This window comes from Nocardioides sp. CCNWLW216, assembly GCF_037120545.1.
In the GTDB taxonomy this organism is placed as follows: Bacteria; Actinomycetota; Actinomycetes; order Propionibacteriales; family Nocardioidaceae; genus Nocardioides; species Nocardioides lianchengensis.
The window spans coordinates 131,786-146,175 of the sequence record NZ_JBBBBJ010000011.1; the positions used below are offsets into that span (position 1 = coordinate 131,786).

Below are 14,390 nucleotides of genomic sequence, written 5' to 3' on the forward strand. Positions count from 1 at the left end.
CACGGTCGGGGGCACGTGGCGGATCCGGCCGACGGGGGCGGCAACGGCGAACGGCGTTGTGCGACCGAGCGCGCCGCTCGGGTACCCTCCAGCGCGTCAGAGGGATGAGGCGATAGGGCCTTCATGGACGGCTCGGAGGCGTGGGAGACGGTGGCAGCAGGCGTATCCAGGACCCGCGACCGGCGGAGCCGTCTGGTGGCGCTCGCCCGTCGCGACGTCCCCACCGAGACGATCCGTTCGGTCGAGGAGCTCCAGGCCCTCGTCCGCGACCTGCCGGCGCACACCCCCGAGGTCCGCATCGAGGTCGACTCGCTCGACCTCGTCCGCGTCCTGACCGTGGCGGACCCGGAGCTCACCGTCGACCGACTCGTGGTCCGCGTGCGCGACTGGGAGCGTCCGACCGCCCGCTGGAACGGACAGCTCGGCCGCGTCGACCACCTGCTGTCCGCCACGACGTCGTACCCCGAGGAGGAGCCCGGCACCGCCGAGGTCGACGTGCGCCTCTCCGAGCCCACGCCGCTGGCCTCGGTCGCTCGCGCCGTCTACCCCGTGCTCGGCGTCGACCGCTCCCACCACGGCTACGGGTACGCCGAGCTCGCGACCGCCGACGTCGCGCCGGCGGCCCTCGCGCTGCTGCCGACGCGGACCGCGCCCGGCATCCCCGAGCTGCCCAGCCGCTACCTCGAAGGGGTCGGCCTCAGCCGGGCCGACCTCGGACTGGTCGGCAGCCCGCGCGTGCTGGAGGAGCTGCGTTCCACGGCCGACGACCCGCACCTGACCCTCGTGCAGCACCCCCTGCTCGTCGACGCGACCGGTCATCTCTCCCTCACCGAGCGACTCGACCGTCCGATCATCGACCTGAGCCTCCACCACCCGGTCGGCCGTCTGCACACCTTCGACCTCCCGCCCGGGTCCTTCGCGCTCACGGTCCGCGACGGCGACCTGACCTTCACCCCCCGCGACCTCGACCCCGATCCGGAGGTCGAGGAGCTCGTCGGGTGGTCCCGACCCGTGACCGCGCCCCTGGGCGGCGCCGAGGTTCGGCGGCTACGCCCGGTCGAGTCGATCGATCTCTCCGGGTTGCGGCCCGGCAGCGCGACCGACGAGACCGTGCTCTGCCGCCGGCTGGCGGAGCTGGCCGCGACCGGCGTCGTCCTGCACTCGCTGCCGCTGAGCTTCGGCCGTGCCGACGACCTCCTCGGTGAGCGTCTCGCCGAGCTGCTGCGGTCGCCGTACCGTCCGACGAAGGGGTTGGTGCGCGAGCTGCGCTCGGTCCCGCAGCGTCGTGAGGCGATGCAGCGCTTCGGCGGCTTCTTCGAGCTCGCCGGGCACGCCGCCACCCTCGGCCACCGGCTGCTGCCGACCGTCAGCGCCGTCCTCTCGAGCATGCGTCCCAGCCGGGTCTCCGAGGTCCTGCGCGCACTCGCCGCCCAGCACTACCCGCACCTGGAGATCGCCGTCGCCCTGCACGGCGTCGAGGGTCCGCTCGACCCCGAGTTCGAGGAGGCGGCCCGGCTCTCCGGGGCCCAGGTGCTGCGCTACGACGCGTCGACGCCCTTCGGCTCGGTGCTGGCCGACACGGCCCGGCGGACCAGTGGCGACCTCGTCGTGAAGATCGACGACGACGACTTCTACGGGCCGCACGTCATCGGCGACCTGGTCCTGGCCTACCTCTACTCCGGCGCCGACGTGGTCGGGAAGACCACGGAGTACCTCTACTTCGAGGAGATCGACCACACCGCGCACCGGATGTTCCAGACCGAGCGCTACCACTACCAGGTCGCGGGCGGGGCCATGCTGCTCTCGCGCGCCGCGCTCAACGACATCGGCGGGTGGCGCCCGACGCCGCACTCGACCGACCGCTCCGTGCTGATCCGCGTCGGCAACGCCGGCGGGATCGGCTACCGCACCCAGAGCCTCGGCTACGTCTACGTCCGCCACTCCGACGGCCACACGTGGAAGCAGGCTGACTCCCTGTTGATGCGCAACGCCCCCGAGCAGTGGCCTCGGTTCATGCCCGAGATCGTCTCGTCCTGACGCCCAGCCTGACGCCACAGAGAGGCACCCGCTGACATGTCACCCAAGCCGCTGACGCAGAACCCCGCGCTGCGCGACGTCGTCTACAAGAACCAGTGGCGCGACGTCTTCGACGGCACCCTTCCCGACGGGTGGGAGCCCACGCTCAAGGTGTCGGTCGTGACCGCGGCCTTCAACAGCGCGACCCTGCCGCTGACGTTGGCCTCCCTCGCCGCCCAGGACTACCCCGAGGACCTCCTCGAGGTCGTCGTCATCGACGACGGCAGCGAGGTCCCCGTCGAGATCGGTGAGTTCGCTCCCAAGAACACCAGGCTGATCCGGGTCCCCGGCGACCAGGGGTGGGGCCGCTCCCACGCGCTGAAGGTCGGCATCGACGCCTCCGACGGCGACATCATCTACTGGGTCGACTCCGACATGATCCTGTTCTCGGACAACGTCCGCGAGCACGCGAAGTGGGCGCACTTCATCCCCGAGGCCGCGACCATCGGCCACAAGGGCTTCGTGGAGGAGTGGGACTTCACCCCCGAGCAGGTGTACGACGAGGTGCGGTCCGGCGAGATCCGCCGCCACCACGACCTGGACACGCTGCACCGGCACTGGTCGCTCGAGGTCTTCGAGAAGACCGACGAGCTCAACACCAGCTCGGGTCGCAACTACGCCACCCACATGGGCGCCTGCGCCACGGTGACGCGCGCCGTCTACGACCGGACGAACGGCCAGAACCCCGACCTCAAGCTCGGCGACGACACCGAGATCGCCTACCAGATGTGGCAGCGCGGGTCGGTCTTCATCCCGGTGCACTCGGCCCAGACCTACCACCTCGGTCGCGCGACCATCCAGGACAAGGCTGCCGAGGTCTCGCACTTCAACAACATCCACTTCGCCCAGCGGATGCCGATGCCGCGCTACCGCCGCCGCGCGGACAACCGGCAGTGGGAGGTCCCCTACATCACGGCCGTCGTGCGCACCGACGTCGAGACGGCGGCCCTGGCCCGCGAGTGCGTGGACCGGCTGCTCAACCAGTCCGAGTCGGACCTCCGCGTGCTGCTGGTCGGTCCGTGGTCGAGCCTGCAGGGCGGCCGGCGGCGAGTCCTCGCCGACCCGCTGCTGGAGCTCTACCTCACCGCCGAGTGGTACCGCGGCGAGGGCCGGGTGCAGCTGGTCGACGAGGACCCGGGCGACGTGTTCCCGAGCCCCTACCGGCTCGACCTGCCGGTCACCGTCGGCCTGGGCTCGCGGGCCGTCCAGAAGATGATGCGGGTCGCGTTCGGCGAGGACCTGGGCGTCGCCAACTTCTTCCCGCCGGCCGGGGCGGACGTCTCGGACTCGGTCTCCGTCACGTTCACGGCGGCGGCGAGCCGGGCGGCGGCGTACGTCTCCGACGACGTCAGCCTGGTCGAGGCGCTCGATGCCGTGTGGGGGGTCGAGTGGAAGCCCAACCTCGACCTCGGCTTCGTCGACCTCCGCACCGCCGACCTCGACGAGAAGATCAAGCGGGCCGACCCCGAGCAGGTCGAGAACCTCAAGGCTCGGCTGGCCCGGCACAAGGAGCGCCTGCAGGAGACGCGGGCGGAGCTCGAGGAGCTCCGCGAGCGCACCGTCGTCTCGACGGTGCGGCGCGGCGTCGGACGGGCCGCCCGGTCCGCTCAGCGCCGGCTCCGCCCCTGAGCGACCGGGTCCGGGGTCAGGCGAGCAGCCTGACCCCGAGGTTCATGTGCCCGATGCTGATCCCCTCGTAGGAGAAGCCCGTGCGCTCGAGGAGCTCCAGGAACGCCTTGTGCTCGTGGTTCTGCCAGCCGTAGTAGCCGAAGTACTCGTCGAAGACGATCACGGTCCCCGGGACGAACCAGTCCAGGAGCGTGTCCATCACCGTCTTGGTCGAGCTGTAGAGGTCGGCGTCGAGGTGGACGAAGGCGAAGGGACCCTGATGGGCCGTGGCGAACTGCGGCACCGTCTTGTCGAAGAACCCGACGTGGAACTCGACGTTGGAGACGGGCAGCTCCGGCGGGACCCCACCCACGTCGAAGGCACCCTCGCCCTTCTCCGTGCCGCTCCAGGACTCCGGCAGCCCGACGAAGCTGTCGAAGCCGTGCACGGTCCGGTCGTCGAAGAACTGAGCGATCTGGGTGAGGGACGTGCCCTGGAAGACGCCGAACTCGGCGACCATCCCGTCGATCGTGACCGCCCTCAGGGCAGCCGCGATCGCAGCTGGCTTGGTGGCCGAGATCTGCGCGGAGTCGAGCCGGCGCTCGGCCTCGATGTAGTCGACGGACTGGGCCACGCCCCGCTCCCGCAGCTGCACCGGCACCGACGGCGGCGGGGTGCGCCGGCCGGCGACCAGCTCCCTGCGGATCGCGCGCAGCAGATTGACGACTTGCTTGTCCGGCTCGGGCACATGCACTCCTCGGTCGGTGGTTCGGTGCGCCGACCCTACAAGCACCCGGCCCCCGGGGCACCCGACGTCACCCCCCTCCTGCCCTCCCCTATGATCGGGCCCAAACCGGCCACGAGGAGGCAGTTGTGAGTGTACGAACGCGGCTCGGTCGCGGCCTGGAGGCGACGCTGGGGAAGGAGCGCACGGACAAGGTCCGCCGGGCGGAGCGCCACTACCGCCGGCAGCTGGCCGACCGGCTCGCGCCGCCCCCGCCTCCCAAGCCCGCGAAGCGCCGTCGTCCGGCCGCGAAGGCCACGCCGGCGGCGCCGGTGGCCAAGCCCCGCCCGCTCGGCGAGCCCAACGACCGCCAGGGCGGCTGGATCGCCTCGGACCCGTTCGTGCCTCACCCCACCCCGGTGCTGTCGCGCCACGACCTCCTCCGTGGCCTCCACGAGCACCTGCAGCCGCGCACGTACTTCGAGATCGGCGTCAACGAGGGCTCGAGCCTGACGCTGTCGCGCACCCGGTCGGTCGCCGTCGACCCCGAGTTCGTCGTCAGCAAGCCGCTGCACTGCGACCTCGACCTGGTCCAGGCCAAGAGCGACGAGTTCTTCACCCGGCCCGACGCGCTGGCGCACTTCGAGGGCACCCCGATCGACCTGGCGTTCATCGACGGCATGCACCTGTCGGAATTCGCGCTGCGCGACTTCATGAACGTCGAGCGCCACCTCTCGCCGACCGGTGTGACGGTGCTCGACGACGTGCTGCCCCGCAACGGCCTGGAGGCTGCCCGCCGCCGGGTCACCGGCGCGTGGGCGGGCGACGTCTACAAGGCGGTCGAGATCATCGCCCGCCACCGACCCGACCTGCTCGTCATCATGGTCAACACCGGTCCGACCGGCACGGCCGTCGTCATCGGCGCGGACCCGGCCTCCGAGGTGCTCCCCTCGGCCTACGACTCCGAGGTCCCCTACCTGGAGGCCGACGACCCGCAGACGCCGCCCCAGGCCTACATGGCGCGCACCATCGCCGTCGACCCCGCGGACCTGCTGGCGTCGGAGGCGTGGCCCCTCATCGTCCAGGCCCGGGAGACCGGCGACGCCGCCGCCTTCGAGAAGGCGCGGGAGATCCTGCGCGCGATCCCGACGTTGGGCTGAGCGCGACGCCGTGAGCTCACTCGGCACACGCCACGTCACGAACGGCGTCGTCTACCCCACGATCCGGGTGGCGTCCCACCCCGGCAAGCTCCTGATGGGGGTGTACGACGGGACCGGGGCCTACGTCGAGGACACCGTCCTCGACCGCCGTTCGGGTGAGCAGGGCTTCCCCGTCCCGCCCGGTCTGTTCCCGGACGTCGCCGACGGCGAGGCCCCGGAGGCGATCTACGCGGGGCCGCTCTACTACCACTTCGGTCACTTCCTGCTGGAGAGCCTGGCTCGCGCCTGGTACGCCCGCGAGCGCCCCGACCTTCCGCTGGTGTGGGCCGGGGCCCACAGCTGGGAGGACCCGAAGCTGCGCCCCTGGCAGCACGAGATCCTCGAGCTGCTCGGCCTGGAGAACCCGACCCGGGTCCTGAACGGGCCCACTCGCTACGAGCGGCTGCACGTCCCCGACATCGGCTACCGCTACGACGACCGCTTCCACCCGGAGCACGCGGCCTTCATGGCCAGCTACGACGGTCCCCCGCAGGAACCGGGTCAACGGCTGTGGCTCTCGCGCAGCAAGCTCGCGAGCGACGCCCGCGACCTGTTCGCCGGTCCGACCGAGCAGCGTCTCGCCGCCGCCGGCTGGACGGTCGTGCACCCCGAGTCGCTCGGCGTCCGCGACCAGCTCGACCACCTCGCCCGAGCCTCCGTGGTCGCCGGCGAGGAGGGCTCGGCCTTCCACACCCTGATGCTGCTGAAGGACGTGACCGGCAAGCGGTTCCACATCCTGCGGCGTCACGGTGAGGAGCACCGGAACATGCACACGGTCGGTGACGCCCGGGGCGTCGACCAGACCTTCCACACCCTCGAGCACGAGCGCGTCCTGCGGGCCGAGGGACGGGTCGTCTCCAAGCTGAACCCGAGCTCCTCGGAGATCCTCGATCTCCTGCAGGTGTCGGTCCCGCCGGCCCGGGCGGCCAGACCGAGCCGGGCCGACGAGGCGGCCCTCCAGGCCCTCGAGCGGCTGGGGCCGAAGAGCCTGCTCGACACCGGCTCCGCGTCCTCGACCGTCGTGCTCGGATCGTCGGCTGCGGTGCGGGTCAGCGTCAACCCGCACTTCGACGACGACCCCCGGGCCCACGTGGCCTCCGGCGTGGCGTTCTTCGAGCTCGACCTGGCCACCTACGTCGAGCACTTCCACGACCGCTCGCAGCGCTTCGACGTGGTCCGGCTGAGCGGCTCCTCGTTCGAGGACCTGATGAAGGCCTTCCGCGCCACCAAGCGGCTCGGCCACCCCGAGTCCACCTGGATGCTCGGCACCGGAGAGGTGGCCGCTCGCGCAGCCCTCGCGATCCAGTCCGGCCACCCCCACCACGTCGCCCGGCGGGTCCTCGTCGGTCGGACCCCGCTCTACATCGCCCGACGCAGGCCGGGCAAGCTCTGGCGCGAGGCCTCGGTCGCGGAGCTGTCGGGCAGTGAGCTCGCGCGGCAGACCCGCTGGCTGCCGCTGGGCCGGCTCCGGCGACTGCACCGCCAGGACCCGTCCTGAACGACATGCCCACGGTGGAGCCCGGTCCGCTCGACGTGCAGTCGCTCCCCGGGGCGACGGCGTACCCCCGGCACCCCTCGTCCGAGCCCCGCACGGTCCGGGCCGGTGTCCTGCGGGCGGACGGGAGCGTGCTGGAGTCGACCCTCGACGACCGCCGCCACGGCGACCGCACCTACGTGGCGCCGGAGCCGGCTCAGCTCGGCGAGCCCGAGCACCTACCGCGCGAGGCGATCTACGCCGGCGTCTTCCACGACGTGTACGGCCACTTCCTGCTGGAGGGTCTCCAACGCCTCTGGTGGGCTGCCGAGCACCCCGACCTGCCGATCGTGTGGGTGGCCGACGCCGGCCTTCCGGCCCCCACCCTGTCCGCCTGGCAGCGGGACATGCTGGAGGTCCTCGGCATCCGCAACGAGGTCCTCGTGCTGACCCGCCCGACGACGTTCTCCGTCCTGCACGTGCCGGACGCCGGCTACAAGTACGCCGACTGGAGCCACCCGGACCACATCGACTTCCTGGCGTCGTACGACGGCCCTGCGCAGGAGGACGGCACGCGTCTGTGGCTCTCCCGGGACGGCCGGACCGGGGTGGGGGTGATCAACCGCGAGATCATCGAGCGCCGACTCGAGGCGCAGGGGTGGACCATCGTCACCCCTGAGCTGATGCCGCTGCGCGACCAGCTCGACGCGCTGGCCCGGGCCGAGGTGGTGGCCGGCGAGGAAGGCTCGACGTTCCACACCCTGCTGCTGCTCCGCGACATCTCTCGCAAGCGCTTCCACGTCTTCCGCCGCCACGGTCCCGAGCACCTGTCGTTCACCACCATCGGGGACGCGCGCCGGGTCGACCAGCAGATCCACTCGTGCAGCCACGATGCCGTGCTGTCGGTCGAGGGGCGTGCGGTGGTGCGTCTCGCGCCGAACGCCGCGCAGTACCTCAGCCACCTCCGGATCCGGATCCCGCGCCCCCGGGCGCTGCCCGAGGGCTGGAAGCCGAGCGCGACCATCCGCCGGGTCAACGCCCTCGCCGAGGTCCTCGGGGCGCGGACCCTGCTGCAGGTCGGGTGGCGCGGGCAGGCGATCTTCACCCAGCTCGTCGTCCCCCACCGCGACGTCGTCGACGAGCACTTCCGCTTCGACGTGCGCAGCTACCGGGACCAGGGTGCGCACTTCTACGAGCTGAGCCTCGACCGGTTCCTGGACCGGTTCGCCGAAGGACGCCGCTACGACCTGGTCCTGGTCGACGATCCGCACGACTGGCGCACGGCGCTGGAGCAGATCCGCACGGTCTTCGCCACCGCCGCCCACGACGGCACGGTCCTGGTCCTCGACAACGTGCTCCCCGTCGACGCGGCCTCCACCGCCCCCGACCGCGAGACGGCCATGCGGCTGCGCCAGGAGGCGGGCAGTGAGCGCAAGGCCTGGCACGGTGACGTCTTCAAGACCGTGTTCGCCCTCCACGACCTGCACCCCGAGCTGAGCTATCGCACCATCACGACGGGCGGCAACCCGCAGACGGTCGTCTGGCGCGAGCCGCGCCGGGTGCGACCCCGGTTCAGCGGGGAGGCGGAGATCGGTCGGCTCTCGTACGCCGATGTCGACCGACACCGCGACCTCTACGCCGCGGGGCCCGAGGCCGAGGTCGTCGCGGTCGCGGCTCGCGCCGTACACGGCCGGACCCCGCGGGACTGACCTCCCGGCCCGGCGACCGGGCCCGGCTCAGCCGAGCAGGGCGTCGACGAAGGCCTCGGGGCTGAACGGCGCCAGGTCGTCGGCACCCTCGCCGAGCCCCACGAGCTTCACCGGGACGCCCAGCTCGCGCTGGACGGCGACGACGATGCCGCCCTTGGCCGAGCCGTCGAGCTTCGTCAGCACGATGCCCGTGACGTCGACGACCTCGCTGAACACCCGGGCCTGGATCATGCCGTTCTGACCGGTCGTGGCGTCGAGCACCAGCAGCACCTCGGTGACCGGGGCCTGCTTCTCGATCACTCGCTTGACCTTGCCGAGCTCGTCCATGAGGCCGGCCTTGTTCTGCAGCCGGCCGGCCGTGTCGACGATGACGGTGTCGACGCCGCGGTCGACGCCGTCCTTGACCGCCTCGAAGGCGACGCTCGCCGGGTCGGTGCCCTCGGCGCCGCGGACGACCTCGACCCCGACCCGCTCGCCCCAGGTGGCCAGCTGGTCGACGGCGGCGGCGCGGAAGGTGTCGGCCGCGCCGAGGACGACGCTGCGGTCCTCGGCGACCAGGATCCGCGCGATCTTGCCGACGGTCGTGGTCTTGCCGGCGCCGTTCACCCCGACCACCAGGACGACGCCCGGGCGCCCGTCCTCACCGCTGACCTGCAAGCGTCGGTCCATGGTCGGGTCGACCAGGGCGACGAGCTCCTCGCGCAGCACCGTCCGGGCGTCGGCTGCGCCTCCCTCGACGCGCAGCCGGGTCCGCAGCCGGTCGACCAGCTCCTGCGTGGGCGCGACGCCGACGTCGGCGGTGAGCAGCGTGTCCTCGATCGACTCCCAGGTGTCCTCGTCGAGCCGGTCGCGGCTGAGCAGCGCCAGCAGGCCGCGGCCGAGGCCGCCCTGCGAGCCGGCCAGCCGCTGCCGCAGGCGGACCAGCCGGGACGCCGTACCCTCCGGGCGCTCCAGCGCGGGCGCCTCGGGCACCGGCTCCGGGGCGACCTCGGGCTCGATCGTCGCGGGCGGGCTGCTCAACTCGACCGGCGCCTCCGGGTCCGCCGGCGGGACCCCGAGGACGTCGGTGTGCGTGTTCGGGAGCGGACCGGGCTTGCGCCGGCGGGTCACGACCAGGCCGGCGACCGTCGCCACGAGGGCGACGCCGACGAGGGCGACGAGCAGGATCAGGAGAGCGACGGCGTCCATGGGGACATCCAATCAGGAGGGCGCCGCGGTCCGGCTATCGGTGGAAGTCCATCGACCGCTCCTCGGTCTCCTCGGGCGCCACGGTCGGCAGGGCGTCGACGGTCCGCGTCATCGCGTCGCCGAGCCACGGGGCGGCCGGGATCTTCTCGCCGCGGTGCGGGTAGGCGGCGTAGAGGACCACGACTCCGGCGACGACGAGGATCACGGCCATGGTGATGACGAGGTAGAGCAAGGGACGTCCTCCCGAGACAAGGTGGTGGGTCGCACGGTGCGATACCCCGACCTCCACCGTCGCACACGACCGGTGGGGGACCGCTCAGCCGCGCAGGAGCGGCTCGACTGCGGCCCGGATCACGTCGGGCAGCGGCGCGACGGGGCGGGCCGGGTCGGTGTTGTCGACGTACACGTGCACGAAGCGGCCCTCGGCGGCCGCTTCCTCGCCGTCGCCCTGGAACAGCCCGATCCCGTAGATGACGCTGGAGCGACCGACCTTGTCGACCACCAGGCCGGTCTCGATCGGCTGGGGGAACCCGATCTCGCGGAAGTAGCGGCACGAGGTCTCGGCGACCACCCCGATCTGCGGCAGGTGACGCACGTTGGTGCCGGTCGCCTCGAAGAGGAACGCGTTGACCGCGGTGTCGAAGAGCTCGTAGTAGGTCGCGTTGTTGAGGTGTCCGTAGGCGTCGTCGTCGCGCCAGCGGGTCGTGACGGTGCGCCAGGCGACGTAGTCGGCCCGGGTGGGACGCTCCCCCGCCATCAGGCCGGCTCGACTTCGCGGAGCCGCTGGCTGATGACCGCGGAGACGCCGTCGCCACGCATGGTCACGCCGTACAGGGCGTCCCCGACCTCCATGGTCCGCTTCTGGTGGGTGATGACGAGCAGCTGGGAGTTCTCGCGCAGCTCCTCGTAGATCTCCAGCAGCCGACCCAGGTTGGTGTCGTCGAGTGCCGCCTCGACCTCGTCGAGGATGTAGAACGGCGAGGGCCGGGCCTTGAACAGCGCGACCAGGAAGCAGACGGCGACCAGGGACCGCTCACCACCCGACAGCAGCGAGAGGCGCTTGACCTTCTTGCCCGCGGGTCGGGCCTCGACCTCGATGCCGGTCGTGAGCATGTTGGCGGGGTCGGTCAGGACCAGGCGGCCCTCCCCGCCGGGGAAGAGCCGCGCGAACGTCGCGTCGAACGCCCGCTCCACGTCGGCGTACGCCTCGGTGAAGACCTGCTCGACCCGGCTGTCGACCTCGCGCACGATGTCGAGGAGGTCCTTGCGGGTGCGGCGGAGGTCCTCGAGCTGCTCGGTGAGGAACTTGTGGCGCTCCTCCATCGCGGAGAACTCCTCGAGCGCGAGCGGGTTGACCTTGCCGAGCATCGACAGCGCGCGCTCCGCGGACCGCAGGCGCTTCTGCTGCTCCTCACGGACGTACGGCGTCGGCTGCGGCGGGTCGTCCCCCGCCTCGGCCTGCTCCGCCGTCTGCTCGGTGGCCGGCACCGGCTGGTCGGGCCCGTAGTCGGCCACCAGCCCGTCGGGGTCCATCCCGAGCTCGTCGAGCGCGCGCTCCTCGAGCTGCTCGATGCGCATCCGCTGCTGGGCCCGGGCCATCTCGTCGCGGTGCACCGAGCTGACCAGCTCGTCGTGCTCCTTGCCGAGCTCGCGGAGCCGGGTGCGGACGGCCAGCAGCTCCTGCTCACGACCCTGGCGGGCCCGCTCGACCTCGGCCCGGGCGTCGGCCGCCCGGTCGACCGAGCCCTCCAGCCGGTCCAGCACCACGGCGACGGCGGTCGCGACGGCCTCGGCCGCCCGGCCCTCGCGCAGCAATCGCTCGCGGCGCTCACGGGCCCGAGCCCGGGCCTCACGCTCGGACTGGGCCGCCCGCCGCAGCGAGTCGGCCCGCCCGTGCAGGGCCCGCGCCCGCTCCTCCGCCGTGCGCAGGGCGAGCCGGGAGTCCATCTCGGTCTGCCGCGCGTTCCGGGCGGCCTCGACCAGGCGCTCCCGCTCGCCGGTGTCGGGCTCCTCCTCGGGAGCGTCCTCGGCGCTGGCGAGCCGGGTCTCCAGCTCGGCCAGGCCGGCGACGGCCTGCTCGCGGGCCGCCTCGGCCTTGGCGATCGCCTGGGTGAGCCGCTCGGCCTCGCCCCGGGCGGCCCGCGCCTGCGAGCCGTACTGCCCGAGCTCCTCGGCGACGGCGGCCAGCGTGGCGTCCGACTCGTGCAGCTTGGCGAGCGCCACGTCGACGCGCTTCTGCGCCTCCAGCCGCTCCGCCTCCAGCCGGCTGATCTCGAAGCCCAGGCGCTCCCCGGTGGCGACCGCCTCGGCGAGCGACGAGGACGCCTCGTCGACGGCAGCCTGGATCTCGATGAGGCTGGGCTGGTCGGAGGAGCCGCCGGACGCGAAGTAGGCGCCGATCACGTCGCCCTCGCGGGTCACGGCGACCAGGTCCGACGACTCGCGGACCAGGGCCCGGGCCGCGGTCAGGTCGTCGACGACGGCCACCTTGAAGAGCAGCCGAGCCAGCGCCGGCCGGAGCGCGTCGGGACAGTCCACCGCGTCGACGGCGTACGACGCGGTCGCGGGCAGGCCGGGCCAGTCCCGGTCGTCCAGCAGGCCGTCGGCCGGCCCCCCGCCCAACAGCATCCCGGCGCGGCCGAGGGCGTCAGCCTTGAGGTGCTCGATGGCGACGAGTGCGGCGTCGGTGCCGGTGACCGCCACCGCGTCGGCCGCGGAGCCGAGCGCGGCCGCGACCGCGGTCTCGTAGCCGGTGCGCACGCTGAGCAGGGCGGCGACGGAGCCGAGCATCCCCGAGACCTCGTCGGTGGCCGCCAGCAGCGCGCCGGCGCCGTCCTTGCGAGCCAGGCCCATCTCCAGCGCGTCCTTGCGGGCGGCGAGCGTCGAACGGTCCCGGTCGGCCTGACGGGCTTCGTCGTGGGCCTGGGCCAGGCGCTCCTCGAGGTCGTCGAGGGCCCCCACGGCGGCCTCGTGCTCGGCGTCGAGCCCCTCCTCGCCGGCGTCGAGGCCGGCCACCTTGGTCTCCAGCGAGGTGAAGTCGCGCTGGGCCCGGTCGGCGCGTGCGACGGCCTCCTCGCGGGCCAGGCCGAGCCGGCCGACCTCCTCGTCGGCCGCGGTGGCGCGCGAGCGGAGCGCGTTGACCTGGCCGTGCAGCCGGGCCAGGCCCTCGCGCCGGTCGGCGGCGGCGCGCTGCAGGCCGGCCACCCGGCGCTCCTCCTCGGCGGCGGCGTCCTCGGCGCCCTTGCGAGCCGTCACGGCCTGTTCGAGAGCGACCCGCTGGGCGTCGACCTCCGCCCCGATCCGCTGCTCCTGGGCCTGGACCTGCTCGGCCTGGGCATCGAGCTCGTCGGGGTCGCGGCCCGAGGTCACCTCGGTGTCGGTCGTGCCCGCGGCGTTGCGGACCCGCTCGGCGGCCAGCGACTGGGTGCCCCGGAGCCGCTCGCGCAGGCCGGACAGCGTGAACCAGGTGTCCTGCGCCTTCGACAGGGCCGGCAGGTCCTCACGCAGGGCCGCCTCGAGTGCGCTCTCACGCTCCCGGGCCTGGCCGGTCTCGTGCTCGACCTGCTCGCGCCGCTCGAGCAGCACCGACTCGTCGGCCATCTCCTGCTGCAGCGAGGTGCGCGCCGTGACGAGGTCGTCGGCGAGCAACCGGGCCCGGGCATCGCGGACGTCGGCCTGGACGGTCGCCGCGCGCCGGGCGACCTCGGCCTGCCGGCCGAGGGGCTTGAGCTGGCGCCGGATCTCCGTCAGCAGGTCGTTGAGCCGGGTCAGGTTGCCCTCGGTGGAGTCGAGCTTGCGGAGCGCCTTCTCCTTGCGCTTGCGGTGCTTCAGGACGCCTGCGGCCTCCTCGATGAAGCCGCGCCGGTCCTCGGGGGTGGCGTGCAGGATCGTGTCGAGCTGGCCCTGGCCGACGATGACGTGCATCTCGCGACCGATGCCGGAGTCGGAGAGCAGCTCCTGGACGTCGAGCAGCCGGCAGCCGTTGCCGTTGATGGCGTACTCGGACCCGCCGCTGCGGAACATCGTCCGCGTGATCGTGACCTCGGCGTACTCGATCGGCAGCGCGCCGTCGGAGTTGTCGATGGTCAGCACCACCTCCGCCCGACCCAGCGGGGGGCGGCCCGACGTACCGGCGAAGATGACGTCCTCCATCTTGCCGCCGCGCAGCGACTTGGCGCCCTGCTCGCCCATGACCCAGGCGAGGGCGTCGACGACGTTGGACTTGCCGGAGCCGTTGGGACCGACGATGCAGGTGATGCCCGGCTCGAGCTGGAGCGTCGTGGAGGAGGCGAAGGACTTGAACCCCTTCAGGGTCAGGCTCTTCAGGTACATCGTCGGGCTCCCTCACCGTGGGCGGTCGAGCGGACACGGAGGCTGCATCGTCGCAGCGCTGCGCGGGGGAAGCTCAGCGG

The 14,390-nt window shown here is 72.7% G+C and carries 10 protein-coding genes; 5 read left to right on the plus strand and 5 right to left on the minus strand.

Annotation, left to right across the window (positions count from 1 at the left end):
* Positions 1-195 precede the first annotated feature (195 nt).
* Positions 196-2,037: a glycosyltransferase gene (locus tag V7S47_RS21455; RefSeq protein ID WP_336563481.1), complete on the plus strand. Its 1,842-nt coding sequence runs from the start codon at positions 196-198 to the stop codon at positions 2,035-2,037.
* A 36-nt stretch (positions 2,038-2,073) separates the two neighbouring features.
* Entirely contained in the window at positions 2,074-3,705 is a 1,632-nt protein-coding gene (locus V7S47_RS21460; RefSeq protein ID WP_336563482.1) for a glycosyltransferase, read from the plus strand.
* A gap of 16 nt (positions 3,706-3,721) precedes the next feature.
* On the opposite strand, the gene V7S47_RS21465 is transcribed toward V7S47_RS21460, so the two are convergent.
* Complete coding sequence (locus tag V7S47_RS21465; protein ID WP_336563483.1) at positions 3,722-4,432, minus strand: class I SAM-dependent methyltransferase; 711 nt, start codon at positions 4,430-4,432, stop codon at positions 3,722-3,724.
* A gap of 125 nt (positions 4,433-4,557) precedes the next feature.
* Between V7S47_RS21465 and V7S47_RS21470 the strand changes: the two genes are divergently transcribed.
* Genes V7S47_RS21470 through V7S47_RS21480 form a run of 3 tightly spaced genes read left to right on the plus strand, consistent with a single transcriptional unit; the run spans position 4,558 to position 8,790 of the window.
* The gene (locus V7S47_RS21470) at positions 4,558-5,568 is read left to right on the plus strand and encodes a class I SAM-dependent methyltransferase (protein WP_336563484.1); all 1,011 of its coding nucleotides are present in this window, start codon (positions 4,558-4,560) and stop codon (positions 5,566-5,568) included.
* A gap of 10 nt (positions 5,569-5,578) precedes the next feature.
* A complete protein-coding gene (locus V7S47_RS21475) occupies positions 5,579-7,105 on the plus strand; it encodes a glycosyltransferase 61 family protein (RefSeq protein WP_336563485.1) in 1,527 nt (508 codons plus the stop codon).
* Between the two features lie 5 nt (positions 7,106-7,110).
* Complete coding sequence (locus tag V7S47_RS21480) at positions 7,111-8,790, plus strand: glycosyltransferase family 61 protein (RefSeq protein ID WP_336563486.1); 1,680 nt, start codon at positions 7,111-7,113, stop codon at positions 8,788-8,790.
* A 27-nt stretch (positions 8,791-8,817) separates the two neighbouring features.
* On the opposite strand, the gene ftsY is transcribed toward V7S47_RS21480, so the two are convergent.
* The 4 genes from ftsY to smc all read right to left on the minus strand — a co-directional run bounded on the left by ftsY (position 8,818) and on the right by smc (position 14,310).
* A complete protein-coding gene (ftsY, locus tag V7S47_RS21485; RefSeq protein WP_336563487.1) occupies positions 8,818-9,978 on the minus strand; it encodes a signal recognition particle-docking protein FtsY in 1,161 nt (386 codons plus the stop codon).
* 34 nt (positions 9,979-10,012) lie between these two features.
* Positions 10,013-10,210, minus strand: coding sequence for a hypothetical protein (locus tag V7S47_RS21490; protein WP_090852873.1), 198 nt, complete (start codon positions 10,208-10,210; stop codon positions 10,013-10,015).
* An 84-nt stretch (positions 10,211-10,294) separates the two neighbouring features.
* Complete coding sequence (locus tag V7S47_RS21495) at positions 10,295-10,735, minus strand: acyl-CoA thioesterase (protein WP_336563488.1); 441 nt, start codon at positions 10,733-10,735, stop codon at positions 10,295-10,297.
* Positions 10,735-14,310 (minus strand): chromosome segregation protein SMC, encoded by a 3,576-nt coding sequence (smc, locus tag V7S47_RS21500; RefSeq protein ID WP_336563489.1) that lies wholly within the window; start codon positions 14,308-14,310, stop codon positions 10,735-10,737. Before smc ends, V7S47_RS21495 begins: the two co-directional genes overlap by 1 nt.
* Positions 14,311-14,390 lie beyond the last annotated feature (80 nt).

What these genes read in the sequence shown, in the direction of transcription:
- V7S47_RS21460 (WP_336563482.1), top strand. Translation starts at nt 2,074, where the DNA reads ATGTCACCCAAGCCGCTGACGCAGAACCCCGCGCTGCGCGACGTCGTC.
- smc (WP_336563489.1), bottom strand. Translation starts at nt 14,310, where the DNA reads ATGTACCTGAAGAGCCTGACCCTGAAGGGGTTCAAGTCCTTCGCCTCC.
- V7S47_RS21480 (WP_336563486.1), top strand. Translation starts at nt 7,111, where the DNA reads ATGCCCACGGTGGAGCCCGGTCCGCTCGACGTGCAGTCGCTCCCCGGG.
- V7S47_RS21495 (WP_336563488.1), bottom strand. Translation starts at nt 10,735, where the DNA reads ATGGCGGGGGAGCGTCCCACCCGGGCCGACTACGTCGCCTGGCGCACC.
- ftsY (WP_336563487.1), bottom strand. Translation starts at nt 9,978, where the DNA reads ATGGACGCCGTCGCTCTCCTGATCCTGCTCGTCGCCCTCGTCGGCGTC.